Origin of the sequence: Endobacter medicaginis (assembly GCF_014192375.1) — a bacterium.
GTDB classification, from domain to species: Bacteria; Pseudomonadota; Alphaproteobacteria; order Acetobacterales; family Acetobacteraceae; genus Endobacter; species Endobacter medicaginis.
This window is the reverse complement of the sequence record NZ_JACHXV010000004.1, coordinates 59714-76450: the sequence shown is the minus strand read 5'-3', so window position 1 is coordinate 76450 and position 16737 is coordinate 59714. Positions and strand designations below refer to the sequence as shown.

The 16737-nt window shown below is 66.8% G+C and carries 9 protein-coding genes; 5 read left to right on the top strand and 4 right to left on the bottom strand.

Annotation, left to right across the window (positions count from 1 at the left end; all coding sequences use genetic code 11):
• Positions 1–2: 2 nt before the first annotated feature.
• The 3 genes from FHR90_RS06030 to FHR90_RS06020 form a co-directional block, all read right to left on the bottom strand.
• Positions 3–2369: a TonB-dependent receptor gene (locus FHR90_RS06030; protein WP_246330073.1), complete on the bottom strand. Its 2367-nt coding sequence runs from the start codon at positions 2367–2369 to the stop codon at positions 3–5.
• Positions 2370–2559: 190 nt separating this feature from the next.
• Positions 2560–3837: an MATE family efflux transporter gene (locus FHR90_RS06025; protein WP_266152801.1), complete on the bottom strand. Its 1278-nt coding sequence runs from the start codon at positions 3835–3837 to the stop codon at positions 2560–2562.
• Positions 3838–3923: 86 nt separating this feature from the next.
• Positions 3924–5873: a M1 family metallopeptidase gene (locus FHR90_RS06020; protein ID WP_246330072.1), complete on the bottom strand. Its 1950-nt coding sequence runs from the start codon at positions 5871–5873 to the stop codon at positions 3924–3926.
• A 19-nt stretch (positions 5874–5892) separates the two neighbouring features.
• On the opposite strand from FHR90_RS06020, the gene FHR90_RS06015 reads away from it, so the two are divergent.
• The 5 genes from FHR90_RS06015 (at position 5893) to FHR90_RS05995 (ending at position 13640) form a co-directional block, all read left to right on the top strand.
• Positions 5893–6762 (top strand): S1 family peptidase, encoded by an 870-nt coding sequence (locus FHR90_RS06015; RefSeq protein WP_183274923.1) that lies wholly within the window; start codon positions 5893–5895, stop codon positions 6760–6762.
• Complete coding sequence (locus FHR90_RS06010) at positions 6759–7889, top strand: acyltransferase family protein (RefSeq protein ID WP_221188226.1); 1131 nt, start codon at positions 6759–6761, stop codon at positions 7887–7889. Before FHR90_RS06015 ends, FHR90_RS06010 begins: the two co-directional genes overlap by 4 nt.
• Before the next feature lie 86 nt (positions 7890–7975).
• The gene (locus FHR90_RS06005) at positions 7976–9445 is read left to right on the top strand and encodes a hypothetical protein (RefSeq protein ID WP_183274922.1); all 1470 of its coding nucleotides are present in this window, start codon (positions 7976–7978) and stop codon (positions 9443–9445) included.
• Between the two features lie 323 nt (positions 9446–9768).
• Positions 9769–13203, top strand: coding sequence for a DNA polymerase III subunit alpha (dnaE, locus tag FHR90_RS06000; RefSeq protein WP_183274921.1), 3435 nt, complete (start codon positions 9769–9771; stop codon positions 13201–13203).
• A gap of 53 nt (positions 13204–13256) precedes the next feature.
• On the top strand, positions 13257–13640 hold the full coding sequence (locus FHR90_RS05995) for a VOC family protein (RefSeq protein WP_176622876.1): 384 nt from the start codon (positions 13257–13259) through the stop codon (positions 13638–13640).
• A 27-nt stretch (positions 13641–13667) separates the two neighbouring features.
• On the opposite strand, the gene FHR90_RS05990 is transcribed toward FHR90_RS05995, so the two are convergent.
• Positions 13668–16466 carry an EAL domain-containing protein gene (locus tag FHR90_RS05990; RefSeq protein WP_183274920.1) on the bottom strand — a complete coding sequence of 933 codons (2799 nt, stop codon included), beginning with the start codon at positions 16464–16466 and terminating at the stop codon, positions 13668–13670.
• Between the last annotated feature and the right edge of the window lie 271 nt (positions 16467–16737).

Here is a 16737-nt window from a genome sequence, read left to right as displayed (position 1 = left end):
TCTCAGAAATCCGTCGAGATCGTGCCGGTGATCGTGAAGCGCGGTTCCAGCCAGAACTGTGCGCCCGCGCCGGCCGCAGGGCCTGCGGTGCCATCGACCAGCGTCACCGCATTGCGGTTGAGTGCGACGCCGTAGATCGAGCTGCGCACGACCGCGCCGGTCAGGTTGCGCAGGTTGAGGCGGAAGGTCGGCGTCTTCGCCGGCCCGATCGGCTTGAAATGATAGCCGAGCGAGACCGCATTGGTGATGTAGCCCGGCATGCGCTGGTCATCGACCAGGGTCGCCGACTGCGGACCGACATATTTCAGCGTCGCGTTGCCGAAGAAGCTGCCATCGTCATAGGTCAGCGCCACGGAGGTGATGACATGCGGCGAGGCAACGGCCTGCTTGCCCTTCGTCGGGAGGTACGAGTTGATGTACGGAATATTGCTGTCGAACTTCGCATCGAGATACTCGAAGCCGACGAACGGGCTGAAATGATGCCACGGCTTCGTGGCCAGGGAGACATCGAAGCCGCGTGAGGTCTGGTTGCCCACGTTGATCGTGCCGCTCTGCGTTGTCGAGGTATAGGTCGTCAGCAGCCGGTCGGTGATGTTGATGTTGAACAGTGCGAGATCGACGATGAAGATTGGCCCGCCATAGCGGTAGCCGAGCTCTTCCTTGATCGAGTACTGGGGCTTGGGCAGCTCACCCTTGCTGTTCAGCGTCAGTGCGCTCGGGCTCGGCTGGCGGAAGTCGCCCTCGGCGTTGAGATAGACCTGGCTGGTGCTGTTGATCTTGTAGCCCACCGACAGATGAGGCAGCGGCGCGGTGGTATTCAGCCCCGAATTGAATGTCCCCGACGTCGTCGTGACCTTGTCCCAGAAATTGGTCATCACATACTTGAAGCCGGCAGTGACGTTCAGCCTGTTGTGCAGGTACCAGCCGCTATCCTCGACGAACAGACCGTGCAGATTGTAGCCAGGGCGGATGTTTGTGGTGCTCAGCACCCTCCGCCCGGCCGAGTTTGTCACCCAGACCTGATAGATCGGATCTGCCGGGTCGGGATCGACACCACCGGCAGCAGTGTAGCTCTTCGGCAGGCCGAACGGGGTGACATAGTTCTCAAACCAATAGCCGAACGAGAGGTGGTTGTGCGGGGTCAGGTCCAGGCCGAGCCGGCTGATCACGCCGAGTTTCTGGTCCTGGAACTGCCAGTAATACGACGTCAGCTGGCGTCCCTTGGGAATCAGTGCGCCGGTATAGTCATAGGTCTTGCCGGTGCTCAGCCCGCCATCAGATCCATCCCACCCCATGCCGAGATTGTAGTAACCGGTCAGGTCGAAAGCGATCTTTGGCGTGATGACGAAATGTTGCGGAGCCGACAGGAAGATCTGGCTCCAGTGGTCGTTGTTGTTCTTCCAGTAATTTCCGGATGTCGGATCGGCGTTGCGGTTGTAGCTGATCCCGGTGTGCTTGTAGCTGAGGAACTGTGCCTCTGTGGGCTTCACGTCGATGGTGAAGTCCTCGTAGTTCCACGACAGGAACACGTCGTTGGTCGAGCCATTGGCCCAGGTCTTGCGGGCGCCGAAATCGATGTGCTTGCGATCGCTCACGCCGGTGCCGAGCCAGCTTCGCGCATGACTGTTGGAGAACGACACATAGCTCTTGATGCCGCTTTGCCCCAGCACGCCGCTCTCGACGCGCAGGAACTCGCGCGAAAGGTTGTTGGTGCCGTAGGAGAAATCGATCAGGCCGCCGAACTTGTCCATCGGCGTATGGGTCGTCTCGTCGAGCACGCCGGCCGCCGCCGCCGTCACCGGCAGGTCGATGCGCGACGAACTCGGCGTGATGGTCACGCTCTCGACGTTCTCGGAATCGGCATCCTCGTTGAGGTAGTTCGCCGCCGTCGCCGGCGCGCCGTTCAGCAGCAGCCCCATATCCGCATCCGTCAGGCCGCGCGCCTGGATCTGGCCGCCCTGCATGCCCGAGGTGTCGGCGGTCGAGACGTTCATGCTCGGGCTCATCTTGGCGATATCGAGCACGGTGGCGACCGGTGAGAGGCTCTGGATGTACTGCTTGCCGATCGTCTGCACGCTATAGGGCGCGGTCTCGACGCGGATCAGACCGCCGCCGGCACTGCGCCGCGCGCCCGAGACGACCAGGTTTTCGGAGCTCTCGCGGATCACCGCCGGGCGGGCATGCACCATGCGCGGCCCGGCAGCGGCGCGCGGTGCCGCGGCCGGAGCCGGTACAGCTTTCCGTGTCGCGTGATGAGGCTTGCGGTGTTTCGTATCGCTCGCCGCGGTCGCACTGCCGACGGACAGGCCGAGCAACGTGCTCGCCAACAGCAAGTGTCGAGCCTGCATGCGCCGCGGGGTCATCTTCATGAGACGTCTCTTCCTTGTTCCCGTCACGATCCTCCGTATGTCTGGCTCTTCCCCGAGCGTGCGATGCGGCGGGTTGCATCGACCCATCCGCGTTTCATCGCGTATCGGAATGTAATCATCACGCAATGGTGAACGGAAGTGCCGAAATACGCCTGCACTGCGCTGTTTTTTCGCTCGGTCGCGATCTGTCTCAGCCTGTGGCGCGAAGGAAACGCACCGTCAGCAGCACCGCCGCGAAGCTCAGACCCGAGGTCAGCCCGATCCACATGCCCGGCGCTCCATAGCCGCAGCCGATGGCGAGCCACGCGCCGCAGGGCAGACCGATCCCCCAATAGGCGAGGGCGGCGATCAGCATCGGCACGCGCGTATCCTTCATCCCGCGCAGGGCGGCGGCCGAGACCCCCTGCAATCCGTCCGACAGGCTGAACAGGGCCGCGCACAGCAGCAGCGTCGCCGTCAGCGCCACCACCGAAGGATCGTCGGTATACAGCCAGGCGATCGGCCGCCCGAGCAGCACGTTGATCGCCACCACCACACACTGCGTCAGCGCCACCAGCGCGTAGCCGGCCAGGCCCGCGATCCGGGTGCCGCGTCGGTCACCTTCGCCGACCGCGCGGCCCACCCGCACCGTCACCGCCATCGAGAGCCCCAGCGGCACCATGTACAGCAGCGACGTCACGTTGAGCGCGATCGAATGCGCTGCCACCGGCACCGGCCCGAGCCGGCCGATCAGCAGGGTGGAGGCGCTGAACATCCCCACCTCCATCGCCAGCATCAGCCCCATAGGCACGCCGATGCGCACCAGCGCGCCGATCGTGCGGCGATCGGGCCGCCAGCCGCCCCGACTGCGGTCGAGCCCCGGATAGGTCCGCCGCGCCCGATACATCCACACCACCATGCCGATCGCCTGGATTGTGGTCACCACACTCAGCGTCAGCCCGCTGCCGAACGCGGCCAGCCGCGGGATCGGTCCCAGCCCGTACATCAGCGGATAGCCCACCACCGGCACCATCAGCAGCCCGGCCAGCGCCGAGAGCATCGACGGCCGCGTCACCGACATGCCCTCCGACGCCCCGCGACACGCGAACAGCACCCCGAACGCCGGCAGCGACGCGGCCGAGGCATACAGATAGGCCCGCACATCCGGCAGCAGCCGCGCCGGCAGGCCCATCGAAGCCGCCAGGATCGGGGCCAGCACCACCTGCACGATCGCCAGCAGCACGCCTGCGCCGGCGCCGAGCAGGATGCCCTGCTGCACCACCGGCCACACCTCGGCGCGCCGTCCCGCCCCGTCGAGCTGGGCGACCGAGGGCTGCATCGACATCATCAGCCCCAGCGAGCCGCCGACCATCAGCAGCGACCACATGCTCTGTCCGAGGGCCACGGCGGCCAGGATATCGCGCCCAAGATGGCCGGCCAGCAGCGTGTCCACCACACCGCCCCCCATCGCGCAGAGCTGGCCCGCGATCAGCGGCAGGGCAAGCGGGACCAGCGCCGCGAGCTCGGTGCGAAGTCTGGAAATGGTGGTGGGCTCCTGCGAGAGGAACCGCCCGCTCAGGGGACGGTCAGGCTGTCATTGCTGCGATCCGCATCCGGGATCGCGTGGTCCGGATCGAGCTCGACGCGGCTGAGTTTCGCGCTCGTGTGCAGCCCGATGGTGACGTTCGGACGGTAACGCCAGGTCTCCACCGGCAACACCCGGTTCTCGACATGCCCGTCGGCGAAGGTCAGCCGCAAGGGTGCCGGCAAGATCAGCCCGCCCTTGTCGAGCAGGGTGAGTTCCGCTCCCTTCGCCGGATCGCCATCGACGTAGCGCACCGATTCCAGCGCATAGTCCAGGGGCGCGTTGTTCATGAACCAGCCGCGCCAGAACCAGCCCAGATCCTCGCCCGAGTCCGACGACATCGCCCGGAAGAAATCCGACGGATCGGGATGCCTGAATGCCCAGGCGGCGATGTAGCGGCGGAATGCGCGGTCGAAGCGCTCCGGCCCCAGGATCGTCTCGCGCAGCATGGTCAGCCCGAAAGCCGGCTTGAAATACTCCACCGGATGCCGATAGGCCTCGCCAACGCTGTCGGCGGGGGTGAGGATCACCGGCGCTTTCGGATCGCGCAGCAGCCCGACGATCTCGTCGGCCGGCTTGCCGCCGCCGGGCGCATACTCGCTGTCGCGCTTGGGCGCGTATTCGCCGTGGTTGAAGTCATCCGACTCGATTGTGTCGATGAAGGTGTTGAACCCCTCGTCCATGAACGCCCAGCGCCGCTCGTTCGACCCCACGATCATCGGAAACCAGCCATGGCCGATCTCGTGCGCCGTCACCCAGAACAGCTCGCGCCCGACATCCCTGATGCCGTCGAAGACGATGCCGGGATACTCCATGTTGGCACCGTGCCCTGCGATGTTGATCGCGTTCGGCCACGGATAAGGGTACCAGCGGCGCGAGAAGTTCTCGACCGAATCCTTGAGATATTCGCTCGAGCGGCCCCATTTGTCCGCACCCTGGTCCTGTTTCGGATACAGCGACATCGCGGTGGCATGCCGCCCGTCGGGCAGGTTGATCCGCGCCGCGTCCCACAGATAGGCGCGCGAGGCGACGAAGGCCACGTCGCGCGTGGGCGTCATCGTGAAGTGCCATGTCCTGGTCCGCGATGTCTCGCGCGGCGCCGCATCCACGTCCGCCGCCGTGCGGATCATCACCGTCTTGTCGCTCGCGCGCGCCTGCGCGAGACGCGCGCGCTGCGCGGCATCCAGCACCTGTGCTTCATTGACCAGCGCGCCGGAGCCGGCCACCACCATGTTCGCCGGCGCCGTCACCGAATAATCGTAGCTGCCGTACTCGTTGTAGAACTCCGCCCCCAGATACGGCAGCGTGTCCCAGCCACGCAGATCGTCATAGACCGCGACGCGCGGATAGAACTGCGCGATCTCGTAGATCTTGCCCTCTGAGTCGGGCGTCACCGCCGTACGCCCGCCCCACGGCCCGGGGACGGTGTAATGCCAGGCAATCTTCAGCTTCAGCGCGTGATGGCTGCCCAGATCGCGCTGCAGTTCCACCGCCATGCGCGTGTCCGACACGATCGTCTTCGGCGTATAGCTGCCCGTGCCGTCGATCACCTGCACGCTCTCGATGACGTCGCCATCGGTAAAGTGCTGTCCGAACCATTTGCTGGCGATCACCGAGGCTCGCGCATCGCGCCGGTAGATGTTCTGGTCCAGATAAAGCCAGATCCTGTCGAGCGAATCCGGGGAGTTGTTGGCGTAGGTGATCGTCTCCTGCCCGCTCAACACGTCGGTTTTCGCATCGATCGCCACCGCGATGCGATAATCGGCCCGGTTCTGCCAGTAGGCCGGTCCCGGCAACCCGGCCCCGTCGCGAAACGCATTCGCCGCCCGCGGCAGCTCCAGCGGCGCGAGCGGGTCCGACCAGCCCGCATCGGCGGCAGCACAGGGCAGGGCAGGGCAGGCGGCCAGAACGACAAGGGACAGGACAGCACGACGACTCAAGATGTGATACTCCCGCACCATGCAAACCGACGCGACAGAGTGCAGGAGCCGGCCACGCCGGGCAACCGGCGGTCGGTCGCGGCGACTGCTGCGCTGGCTGCTGCAGAGGGTCCTGCTGCCCTGGCTCGCGTTCGTGGCCCTGGCAATGCGGGCCGTCGTCGCATGGGCGGTCTACGCGCCGTCGCGACCCGATGCGGCGTTGCGGGCCGCACTCGAGGCGCCCGAGGATCACGCGGCGCACGCGCATTTCGCGCACGGCACCGGCTTCTTCATCTCGCCGGACGGCTACGTGCTGACCGCGCGCCATGTTGTCGACCACTGCTCGATGCTGGCCGGTCGCGACGAAGCCGGCACCGTATTCCCCCTTGCCCTGCTCGACGGCCACCAGAGGGCCGACATCGCCCTGCTTCGCGCCACCACGGCTGCGCTGCACCCCTATCTGGCCCTGCCGCGGGGTCGTTACAGCGTCGATCGTATGACACCGATGGTCGCCACAGGCATACCGGGCCTCGGCGTCCGGCAGTGGGGGCACGAGCCGATCCGCAGTATCGCCTTGACGGGCGGCACCTACGACGACTCCAGCCACCTGCTGATCTCGGACTACGACATCAGCCTGCGTGGCGATCTGCACGGCGCGAGCGGCGGGCCACTGACCCTTCGCGGCGACATCGCGATCGCCCTTCTCAAGGGCGAGGAGACCGTCACCACGAAACCCGCCATCACCCCCGGCCATCGCCACCAGTATCTGACCTTCACGACCCTCGATGGCTACATCAATGCCATGTCGCCGCGGATACGGGACCATGTCTACGGCGCCGACCCTGCATTGCGGGCGGCCCCCGCCGCCGCCATGCTCAATATCTGGTGCCTGAGCAACCAGCCGTCATGATGCCACGATCAGGCCCGGTCCCGACGGTGTCGTCGGTATCGTCAACCGGCCGCAATCCCGGCATCGACCTGCTGCGCGGCATCTCGATCCTGTTGGTCCTCACCCACCATCTCGCTCTGCGCATCCCGCTCGCCCGCACCGGCCTCGCCGCGGTGCTGCCGCACAGGCTGCTGTCGGCGCTGAGTTGGTCGGGCGGCAACGCGGTGACGATGTTCTTCACCATCTCCGGCTTCCTGATCGCCGGCCACGTGATCGAACGCCACGGCTCGCTCGGCCGCATCGACGCGCCCGCCTTCTACCGCCGCCGCCTCAGGCGCATCGCGCCGCTGCTGGCGGTCCTGCTCGCCGTGCTCGCAGCACTGCACCTGCTGCACGTGCCGAACTACACCATCCTCCGCCCCACCCAGTCGCTGGCCGGGGCGCTGATCTCGGCGCTGACCATGTGGCTGAACGTCTACGAGGGCCGGACCGGCTACCTGCCGGGTGGGTGGGACGTGCTGTGGTCGCTGTCGATCGAGGAAGCCTTCTATCTCGGCTTCCCGCTGGCCTGCCTGCTGCTCGGCCGGCACGATCGCCTGGCTGCGGTCCTGTTCGCGGCCCTCGCACTGTCGCTGCCCTACGCGCTGCATACCCTCTCCGGTGCCCCCGATATCTGGCAGGAGAAAGCCACCTGGCCCGGCATGTGCGCGATCGCCACCGGCATCACCGCCGCCCTGATCGCCGCCCGCCTGCCGCCCCCCGGCCCCTCGGCGCGGCGGGTGCTCGGCGGCCTCGCAGCACTCTGCGTCGCAGGCTTCCTGCTCGAGGAGCCGGCCCTGTTCGGCGCCCTCGGCAATCCCGTCGAACTCGCTCTCCCGCTGGGCACCGCCGCCCTGCTGCTCGCCTTCCACCACGGCTGGGCCCCGAACCTCGCCCATCGCGGCTTCGGCTGGCTGCGCGCGCCGGGCCGACTGAGCTACGAGATCTACCTCACCCACATGTTCGTGATCTTTCCCGTCGTGTGGGCCTTCCACCGCACCGGCGGATGGCTCGGCGCGGGCTTCTGCTGGTTCCCGCCGGCGCTGCTGCTGGCCTGCGGACTGGGCGCGGTCGTCGCGCAGGCGTTCACGCCGCGCGCATGTTCCTGACCGAAATCATTCGATACCCAAAACCTTCTGTCCCCCGTCGATGCTGAACTGATACTTTCTGTCATCACAAAATCGGGAGGCAGGCCGTGCGCGTGTTCGGAAATGGCCTGTTCGGCGCACTCACCGGCCTGACACTCTGGGTTTGCTGCCCGACCGGCGGTCAGGCCGGCACCGCCGAGCCCTCGCCGCACGGCCTGTCGATCGCGTCGATCTCCGCCATGGTCGGTGTCGACGTCAATCTCGACGACACCGGCGGCTACGGGCTCTACGCCAGCCTGCCCGACATCCGGTCCGCCCTCGCCTGGCTCGGCATCACCCAGCTTCGCAGCGGCCTGCCCGCCAACGCCGACAGCAATTTCCAGAGCTATCAGCAGGCCGCCTGGATCGAGTCACTGTCGCAGTCCGGCGACAGCTTCGCCCTCGTCTTCCCCCATCGCGACCAGGGCATCGCCTTCGAGACGCAGCAGCTCGATCGCCTGTTCGCCGGCGTCGGCGGCGAGTTCGACGGGCCGCCGATGCGTCCCGGCGCGCTGCGCATCATCGAGGGCCTCAACGAGATCGACAATCTCTCGCCCTCTCCCGGTCTCGCCGCCGCCACCACGTGGCAGCGGCAGCTCTTCTGCCTGACCCGGCAGGCGGATTTCTGTCCGGCCGGCAGTGTGGACCCCCATGTCGCCGGCGCGCTGGTGGCGAGCTTCACCTCGAACGGTCCCGTCGCCGCCACCGCGACGCCCGGTGCGGGGTTCCCGGCCGATCTCGCCAACGACCATCCCTATGTGATGCCGTCGAACAACTACCAGCGCAGCGTGCTCGACACGATCACCGACGCCGACACGAGCGTGTATGGCTTCAATCCGCTCCAGGGCAGCACGATCGCCGGCATCTCCACCGAGAGCGGCGCCTATGTCGAGCCGACCGATGCCTCTCGCAACGATCTCGGCTACCTCAACGGCTTCGACGACGGCACCCGCGCCATCAAGGTGCTCGATTCGCTCCTCGATCACGTCCTGCTCGGTCAGATCTCCTACGTCTACCAGTTGTTCGACAATTACGAGACGCCGGACAATCCCGTCGTCGACAGTGACAACCGCTACGGCCTGTTCATCGCCACCGGCACCACCGACGCGCAGGGCCAGCCCGGCTACATCCCCACTGCGGCCGCGACCGCGATCCACAACCTGCTCGGTTTCACCGCCCTGCCGGGCGTAATGGCCAGCCCCGGCGGCAACAACTGCCTGCCATACACGCTGGCCGGTCTGCCTGACGGCGCGCAGTCGCTGCTGGTGCAGGTCAATGACAGCGGCACCTACGCGATCGTGCTGTGGTGGGACAATCCGCTCGACTGGAACAAGGACGCCCACGTCCCGGTGCCGGTGAGTGCGAGGCCCGTGACCATCGACCTTGCCGACGACGCCTTCGGCTGGGTGTTCGATGCCATCGGCGGCGGCGGCCCGATCGCCGGCTTCGGCGGGACGAGCGAGATCTCGCTCGCTCTCGGAGACGACCCGCTGGTGGTGGTGGTCAACACCTCCAATCCCGGCCGCGCCTGCCCCTGAAAGCCTGACCGTGGACGCGCCGGAGCGGTCATCTGACCTTTCCAGATACGTTTCGCAGACGAACCCCGATACGGGTCTATCAGGTGCACCGGGCCCACGAGAGAAAACAGCCCGTCGGAGTTCCCGCGGGGCGCTTTCTGCAACTGACCGCCAATCAATGCGCGGGACCATCCTCTCGTCATGGGCGCCGTGGTTGGCCAGGGTGCGCGCCTTCGGCGACGCGCAGTCGACCTGCTCGCCGGCTGATCTGCGGTTGTTCCAGCCTCTGAGCGGTCCGGTCTGCGGTTTCTCGACCGGCTTCAGGGCGTGGTAGCCTGTCCGACATGACCGCCCGCTTTGTCCACCTGCGCAATCACACCGCCTACTCGCTCAGCCAGGGCGCGATCCGCCCCGCCGAGATCGCGTCGCTGGCGCGTGCCGACGGGATGCCGGCGGTGGCGATGACCGACAGCGCCAACCTGTTCGGCGCGATGGAATTCTCGCAATACTGCGCCGCCAAGGGGGTGCAGCCGATCATCGGCTGCCAGATCGGCCTCAACCTCGCCCCTCCGCGCCCCGGCCAGCTCCCGCCGCCGGCCGATCCGGTGGTGCTGCTGGCCCGCGACTCGCAGGGACTTGCCAACCTCCAGCGCCTCTCCTCGCTCGGCTTCATCGAGACCGATCCGGCCGATCCGTTCGTCTCGCTCGACACGCTGTGCGCCCAGGCCGAGGGCCTGATCCTGCTGCTGGGCGGCACCCGCGGCCCGATCGGCCGCCTGCTCGGCGAGGCGCAGGAGCCCGCCGCCCGCGCCCTGATCGAGCGGATGCGCGAGGCGTTCGGCGACCGCGTGATGATGGAGCTGCACCGTCACGGCCTTGCGCTCGAGCGCGCCATCGAGCCTGGCATGATCGCGCTCGCCGACCGTTTCGGCCTGCCGCTGGTCGCCACCAACGAGTGCTTCTTCCCGCGCCCCGAGATGCACGAGGCGCATGATGCGCTGCTGTGCATCGCGCAGGGGCGCACGCTGGGCGAATCGGACCGCTGGCGCGTCACCCCCGAGCACTGGTTCAAACCTGCGGCTGCGATGCGCGAGCTGTTTGCCGACCTGCCCGAGGCCTGCGAAAACACGCTGGCCATCGCGAGGATGTGCGCGGTGATGGTCGAGCCGACGAAGCCGGTGCTGCCGGTCTGTCCCAAGGTCGAGCCCGGCTCCACCGAGGACGAGACCGTGCGCGCGATGGCCCAGAGGGGGCTCGACGCGAGGCTCGACGCCATGGCCGCCGACGACGCCACCCGGGCGCGCTACCGCGAGCGGCTCGAATTCGAGCTCGACGTGATCTCGAAGATGGGCTTTCCCGGCTACTTCCTGATCGTCGCCGATTTCATCCAGTGGGCCAAGGCGAACGACATCCCGGTCGGGCCGGGACGCGGCTCGGGGGCGGGTTCGCTGGTCGCCTATGCGCTGACCATCACCGATATCGACCCGCTGCCGTTCAACCTGCTGTTCGAGCGCTTCCTCAACCCCGAACGCATCTCGATGCCGGATTTCGACATCGATTTCTGCCAGGACCGGCGCGACGAGGTGATCGCCTATGTGCGGCACGAATACGGCCCCGAGCGGGTGGCGCAGATCATCACCTTCGGCAAGCTCCAGGCCCGCGCGGCGGTCCGCGATGTCGGCCGCGTGCTCGGCATGCCGTTCGGCCAGGTCAACCGCGTCTGCGAGATGATCCCCAACAATCCCGCCAAGCCGGTGACGCTGAAACAGGCCATCGACGGCGAACCGCGTCTGCAGGAACTGCGCGATTCCGACGAGGCCGTCCGCCGGCTGATGGAGATCGCGCTGCAGCTCGAAGGCCTCTACCGGCACGCCAGCACCCATGCCGCCGGCGTGGTGATCGGCCGCGGCGCGCTGATCGATTCGGTGCCGCTGTATCGCGATCCCAAGGCCGACACGCTGGTCACGCAATACAACATGAAGGCTGTCGAGCAGGCCGGGCTGGTGAAGTTCGACTTCCTGGGTCTCACCACGCTCACCATCCTGCAGCGCGGCCTGCGCATGCTGTCGGGGCTCGGCCACGAGGTCGATCTCGCCCGCGTGCCGCTCGACGACCCCGCCACCTACGCGATGCTGGCCAGCGGCGACACCGCCGGCGTGTTCCAGTTCGAATCCGCCGGCATGCGCGACGTTCTGCGCCAGATGCGCCCCGACCGGCTGGAAGACCTCATCGCCGCCGTGGCGCTGTACCGGCCCGGCCCGATGGCCAACATTCCCGATTATTGCCGTAGAAAACACGGTGAGGCCTGGGAGGCGCCGCATCCCGACACGCAGGAGATCCTGTCCGAGACCTACGGCATCATGGTCTACCAGGAACAGGTGATGCAGATCGCCCAGAAGATGGCCGGCTATTCGCTCGGGGCGGCCGACCTGCTGCGCCGCGCGATGGGCAAGAAGATCCGCGCCGAAATGGACACCCAGCGCGAGATCTTCACCAAAGGGGCCACCGCCCGCGGCGTGGAGGCCGGCAAGGCCGTCGAGGTCTTCGAGATGATGGCCAAGTTCGCCGATTACGGCTTCAACAAGTCGCACGCGGCGGCCTATGCGCTGATCAGCTACCATACCGCCTGGATGAAGGCGAACCACAAGGTGCCGTTCCTCGCCGCCTGCATGTCGCTGGCCCGCGAGCGCACCGACAAACTCGCAGCCCTGCGCCAGGAAGCCGAACGCCTCGGCGTGCGCGTGCTGCCGCCCGACATCAATCGCTCGGGGGCGGATTTCTCCGTCGAGACCCAGCCCGACGGCAGCCTCGCCATCCGCTATGCCCTCGCCGCGGTCAAGAAGGTGGGGTTCTCGGCCATGCAGGCGGTCGAGACGGCGCGCGGCGAGCGTCCCTTCACCGATCTGGCCGACTTCGCCGCCCGCATCGACCCCCGACAGCTCAACAAGATGCAGATCGAGAACCTCGCCCGCGCCGGCGCCTTCGACACGCTCGAGCGCTCCCGCGCGCGGGTGTTCGCCGGCGCCGAGACCATCCTGCGCCGCGCCAGCGCCCAGGCCGAGGAGGCGGCGAGCGGCCAGATCGGCCTGTTCGGCGCTCCCGTCGCCGGTGGCCAAGCGGAGGCGCTGCGCCTTCCGGCCATCGACGACTGGCCGGAACTCGACCGCCTCGCCTTCGAGGCCGAGGCGGTCGGCTTCCATCTCACCGCCCACCCGCTCGATGCCTACCGCCCGATGCTGCGTCGTCTCGGCGCGATCGACATCGCCCGCCTCGCCGAGGCGGCGGCGGCGGGCAAGGGCAGGGTGCAGCTCGCAGGCTGCGTCGTCGACCGCAAGGAACGTCCCACCCGTACCGGCAGCCGCATGGCCTGGCTGCGCCTGTCGGATGCCTCCGGCGGCTGCGAGGTGACGCTGTTCTCCGAGGTGCTGTCGCGCACCCGCGAGCTGTTGGTCGCCGGCCAGGCAGTGCTGGTCACCGCCGAGCTCAAGGCGGAGGGCGAGATGCTGCGCCTGACCGCCTCCGATGTCGCCAGCCTCGACCAGGCCGCCCGCGAGGCGCGTGCCGAACTGCGCATCTGGATCGAGGACGCAGCCGCGATCTCGCAGATCCGTACCATTCTCGACCGCGAACGCGGCGGCCGGGGCAGGGTGGTGCTGGTGCCGCATCTGGCCGAGGGCCAGGAGGTCGAGGTATCGCTGCCGGGCGACTACGCGGTGACACCCCGGCTCGGCCAGGCGATCAAGACCATCTCCGGGGTCGAACGCGTCGAGGAGCGGTAAAGCGATCGCGCGACTGCGGCGTTAGGGAGCCTCACTGCCTTCGGAGCCGGCGCATGAAGATCGATCATCTCGACCATCTCGTCCTGACTGTCGCGGATGTCGACGCGACATGCGAGTTCTACCATCGAGCCCTGGGGATGACTGTGACGCGTTTCGGCAACGGTCGCCGGGCGCTGTCATTCGGAAATCAGAAGATCAATCTGCACCAGCAGGGGCACGAGTTCGAGCCGAAGGCCGGCATGCCGACACCCGGCTCGGCGGATCTGTGCTTCATCACCCAGACACCGATCGATGCGGTGCTCGCGCACCTCAGCGCAGCCGGCGTGGGTGTGATCGAGGGGCCTGTCGCCCGTACCGGCGCGACCGGCCCGATCCTGTCGGTCTATATACGCGATCTCGACGCCAATCTGATCGAGATATCGAATCGGCAGGGCTGAACGCTTTCGATGCGCGGCTCGCTGATGTCAGGCGACGTCAAGCATCGTGACCGGCCTGGATTGGCCGACGATCGTCGGAAGCCTCGTTCCTGGGGGCGGCGGAGGGCCCGGGCGTCCAAAATAATAGCCTTGGACCTGGCTGCAGCCGAGCCGCTGGAGCATCTCGGCCTGGTCGGGCGTCTCGACACCCTCGGCCAGGATCGGGATGTCGAGGCTTTGGCCGAGCGCGACGACGGTCCTGATGATGGCCTGCGCCTGGGCGTTGTTGATGGCGTCGAGGAGGAAGGATCGGTCGATCTTGATCTTGTCGATCGGAAATGCGTGCAGGGTTCCGAGTGAGGAATGCCCGGTGCCGAAATCGTCGATCGCGATCGTCACCCCCAGTGCCTTGATGCGCCTGAGCATGTCGAGCGCCACCGTCTTGTCCTCGATGATCGCGGTCTCGGTGATTTCCAGCTCGAGTCGGTCCGCCGGCAGCCCCGTGGCGTGCAGCACTTTCGCAATCAACTGATCGATGGCCGACTGATAGATCTGCACGCCGGAGAGATTGACGGCGATCCGGTAAGGTTCGGGCCATCCGGCGGCCGTCGTGCAGGCCTCGCGCAGCACCCATTCGCCGATACCAAGGATGTCGCCCGTACTTTCTGCGATCGGAATGAATTCGGCAGGCGAGACGTGACCCTCGGTCGGATGCTCCCAGCGCAGCAGGGCCTCGTAACCGATCGGCTGCCCGGATGGCAGGTCTGTCAGGACCTGGTAGACCAGCGAGAACTCGTTCGAGGCCAGCGCCTGGCGCAGACCGGCCGCGATGACGTTGCGTCGCCGTGCCGCAGCGTTCATCGAACTTTCGTAGAAGCAGACACCGGTGCCGAACTTCGCCTTGGCCCGATACATGGCCAGATCGGCATAGGCGGTCAGCGGCGTTGGCTGCGTATGATCCGTCGGGCTGATGGAGACACCGATACTGGCATCGACGATGCAGGCAAGGTCCCCCAGACTGAACGCTGCCGAGAAACAGGCCGTCAGCCGGGCGAGGGCTGCATGCAGCTCGTCCATGGATCGAAATGGGAGATAGGCGGCAAACTCGTCGCCACCAAATCGTGCGACCGATCCCTGCGGCGGCATCGCGTCGCGAAGGCGCGCCGCAACCGCCCGCAGGGCGACATCGCCGATCTGATGTCCCTGGGAGTCATTGAGATCCTTGAACCGGTCGAGATCGATGACAATGACGGCGACCCGGTCATCGGAATTGCCGAGGGCCTTCGTCAGGCCCGAGATGAAGCTGGACCGGTTCGGCAGGCCCGTCAGGCTGTCATGCAGCGCCATGTGGCTCAGGCGGGCCTCGGCACGTCGCCGATCGGAGATGTCCTCGAGGGTCAATACCCAGCCCCCGCCCGGCATCGGGCGGCCGGTGATGGAGATGACCCTGTCGCCATGCAACTCGACCGTCCGGGCGGCGGTATGATGTGAAACGGCGTAATTCTGGCTGAACAAGGTGTCGGCTCGCATGCCAGTCGCCTCGCAGTGCGCACTGCGCAGGCAGATGTCGGCGAGGTCACGGTAGTGGGTTGCGATGACGCGCTCCTGGTCGGGGAGGTGCCATAGCTCTCGAAACTGCCGGTTGACCAGCCGCGTCCTCGCTTCGCCGTCGAAGACGACGAGCCCGTGGTGCATGTGTTCGAGTGCCGCGTCGAGATGCAGGCGGTTCTCACGCGCCACGCTGACGTCGCGCACGACGCAGGCGAAGGCCGCGATACGCGCGTCGGTGCCCTGGATCGGCTCCAGGGTACTGTCACCCCAGAACGTCGAGCCATCCGCACGAAGCCGCAGACTGACATCGCTGCAGCTGCTGGTATTGGCGGCCACGGCAAGACCGTCGGTCGCCCCGCCCGAAGCCAGGTCCGCTTCGGGCCAGATCGGTTGGGCCTGAAGCCGGCTTGCGTGATGGCCGATGATATCGTCGGGCGTGTAACCGAACATCCGGGTTGCGCCAGCATTCCAGCTCAGGATGCGGCCCCTGGGGTCGATGAGGTAGATGGCGCAGTCGGTAATCGCGTTGATCATCGCCCTGAATTCGCGATGGCCAGACTCGATCGCCTGGTCGGCCCGGCGGTTGGCGATCAGGATGATCGCGGCCATCGCAAGCAGCCCCAGCGTGACACAGGCGACGATGGCGGCCAGCGCTTCCGGCGGCATGTCGGTGCGCCCGGTGGTGGGTGTGACGCCGGCAACGGGCTGGATGTCGAGGCCGGCCATGGCGACGAAATGCAGCAGGACGACCGCCAATGTCATCAACGTCGCGGCGGCGACGGCACTGGCTCGACCATGGCGACGGAGGGTGAGCGCCAGCGCCGGGACCATGGGCAGAATCGACAGCGCCACCGACGCCACCACGAACGAGCGCTCCCACTGCATCTTTCCGGGAGCGAGGAGGGCCGCCATGCCCAGGTAATGCATACACGAGATGCCCAGCCCGATCAGAACCGCGCCGCAGGTCAGGCGCGGGAGCCCGACCTTGCCGGATGTTCCCGAGGTCACGAGTGCGAAGCCGGCCGTGGCAAGGACCACTACCACCGTCACGCTCAAGAGAGTCAGCGGGACGTCATAGCGGACGGGAACACCGGGATCGTAACCCATCATGGCGATGAAGTGGGTCGCCCATATCCCGAAGCCGGAGACGGCGGCCGCACCCAGCAGGGCCCGGCGCGCCCAATAGGCGCGGTCGTTCACCTGTGTCGCGGTCATGTGGCGGCGCGTCTGTATCTGTCTGAGCAGGGCGACGGTGGTACCGGCCGAGACACAGCAGATGACCGCGGCGGCCAGCACGAATCTGAGATCGTGCATTCCAAGCAGGCAGCACAGGAACCGGTCCATCTGACCCCCAGTCTGTTCAACCCACCATGCGTTCGAATTCATTAAGTCTTTGTGAAGAGTTTTGCACGATATTCATCTCACGGAGAATTGCTGTTGCGATGGACGTGAAGTTGGGCTAAGCGACCCGCGTCGGACCCGAGCGAGAGCCTGTGGCCCGATAATTCGCACGCGGGGCGCCTTTGCTGGTGCCTGATCAGGGCTTTCGGTCCCGCGGAGGCACAAC